The sequence below is a fragment of the Paenibacillus sp. 01L418 genome (genome assembly GCF_056400045.1).
Genome location: NZ_JBFTSN010000657.1, coordinates 1 through 2,322, shown reverse-complemented (window position 1 = coordinate 2,322; position 2,322 = coordinate 1). Strand labels below are relative to the sequence as shown.

Annotated in this window: 3 protein-coding genes; 2 read left to right on the top strand and 1 reads right to left on the bottom strand. The window is 48.6% G+C overall.

The window, feature by feature from the left end; genetic code table 11:
* Together AC1DSE_RS34260 and AC1DSE_RS34255 are read left to right on the top strand one after the other, a co-directional pair.
* The coding region (locus AC1DSE_RS34260) for an alcohol dehydrogenase catalytic domain-containing protein (protein WP_477529012.1) at positions 1-1,029 on the top strand (1,029 nt) is incomplete at its 5' end.
* Complete coding sequence (locus AC1DSE_RS34255) at positions 1,026-2,009, top strand: Gfo/Idh/MocA family protein (protein WP_477511219.1); 984 nt, start codon at positions 1,026-1,028, stop codon at positions 2,007-2,009. The genes AC1DSE_RS34260 and AC1DSE_RS34255, both read left to right, overlap by 4 nt.
* Before the next feature lie 102 nt (positions 2,010-2,111).
* Here the strand turns inward: AC1DSE_RS34255 and AC1DSE_RS34250 are convergent.
* On the bottom strand, positions 2,112-2,322 hold a 211-nt coding region (locus AC1DSE_RS34250), incomplete at its 5' end, for an FCD domain-containing protein (RefSeq protein ID WP_441964538.1).

Sequence of the window (2,322 nt, the reverse complement as noted above, 5' to 3'; positions counted from 1 at the left end):
AGCTTAATGATACCTGACGTGATGAGTGCACCAAGATTTTTGGGAAACGGGAAAATTGACTATATCGAGAAATCGGTGCCTGCCCCTGGACCAGGCCAGCTGCTGCTCCAGGTCAAAGCAAACGCTTTATGCGGATCAGAGCGTGGACAGTTCTACAGCGGTTCTGAAGCGACGCCTGGTCATGAGGCAGCAGGCATCGTTGTCGCAGCAGGCACAAATACCAAAACGGATCTAGGTACACATGGCGTTGTTTTCTTAATGGATTTTTGCGGGCAATGCCGCAGCTGCAAGCGAGGGTACACGAACCAATGCTTAAGCAAGCGTGCAGATTATGGCTTCTCTCATGATGGCGGTTACGGGCCTTATATGGTCGTGAACGAAAATGTGTTTTTTGCTGTGGATGCTGCCATTCCGTTGGCAGAAGCAACGATATTGCTTGATATCATGGGGACAGGCGGTCATGCGATTCGCAGAGCGCAGCTTGTGCATGGTGATATCGAATCCATCCTTATCGCCGGTGCAGGTCCGATTGGTCTAGCGGTGCTGGCGATGGCGAAGCTGCTGCTGGGCAAAGAGCTGCCTGTATTCATTATGGATTTTACACCGTATCGTTTAGAACTCGCAGAGAGAATGGGTGCTATTCCGATCCATTTGGGGGAAACAACACTTGAAGCGGGATTGGCAGCCGCAGGCTTGGGCCGTATAGATGCAGCATTCGATACGAGCGGTAGAACAACAGCTCGCGAAGCAGCTATGCATGCACTGAATCATCGCGGTGTACTCGTATGCATTGGTCATGGCGAGCAGCTAAATTTGCAAGTATCCTCCGATTTGATAGCAACAGAGAGAGCCGTGCTTGGCAGTGAGTATTTTCCGTTTAGCGAGCTAGAGGCTAATCATCGTTTGATGGGTGAACACCTGCCATACTTAAGTCAAATCATCACGCACCGTTTTGGACCACAATCGATGCAAGAAGCATTTGAGTTGTTTTTCAAAGGGAATACGGGAAAGGTGGTCATTGAGCAATGAGCAGTGAGGGGCGAGTGAAGGTTGCCTTAATCGGGGCTGGTGGCTGGGGATACCACCATGCTCGTATTTTTAATGCGCGTAAGGATGTTGATTTTTGTGCCGTTGTTGGACGAGATGCTGACCGAACCAGGGCAAGAGCAGATGAGTTTGGGACAAATGCCTATACGAGCATCGCGGAGATGCTGGAGACGGAACGGCCTGACCTCGTCAGCTTATGCTTGCCGAATCAAGGACATTTTGATGCGACCTTGCAGGTTATTCAAGCAGGTGTTCCATTATTGGTGGAAAAGCCGCTCGTATTTGATCTAGGGGAAGCTGATTTATTACTTGCGGAAGCAGCGAAGCGGGAGCTGTTTTTTGCGATTAATTTTAATCACCGCTATGCGACAGCTGTTCATAAGGCTAAAGAAGCGATGGATGCGGGACAGTTAGGAGAGCTTATATTCGCTTCTTGGCGATTTGGCGGTGAAGGAACAAGTGATCATCCGCACGGCAACTTAATCGAAACCCAGTGTCACGGATTTGATATGCTTGAGCATTTATGCGGCCCGATTGCATCGGTGATGGCACAAATGACAGATAAAACCGGAAACGGTTTCTCTACCATGGCATTAGCACTGCAATTTCAATCCGGCGCAGTAGGAACACTGCTCGGATCTTATGACTCCTCGTATGCATACGCACAGACTCATGCGATGGAGCTTAATGGCTTAAAGGGCAGAGTGACCATTGAAGATACAGTGAAGAAATTTACGTTTCAACGCTCGGGCAGCGAAACAGCCGAAGTATGGCAAGCGGGTTACTTCAATGATAAGGAGCGAGAATTCCATCTTACGTTCGACAAACATTTTGAACATTTGCTCGGTGCATTTCGTGCGGGTGAAGCACCGCCAATTCACGCTGCGGCGGGGCGCAGAGCGCTTCAGCTAGCCCATGCAGCGATTGAATCATTCCAGACGGGGCAACGGATTCAGACGTAGAGCATGCTATGGAAGGATCGGTTTAACTAAAAAAAGTGATTAAGCGACTTACTGGTCGGCTTAATCACTTTTTTGGTTATCATCAGATGTGGTACGGATCGCTCAAAGAATTTTGTCCAGATGCTCAAGAGGCCTATTTAAATTAAGCTTCATCAAACGTGAGGCTTCTTCACCATTACGTGCTTCAAGCGCTTGGATGATGTACTCATGATCCGCTGCAGCCGTATGGGTCTCCCAGCTCGGACGTTTGAAGAAAATATATTTGTATCTTCTTATATGTAATTGAAGCGAGGAGCAGAAGGTGAGTATATGC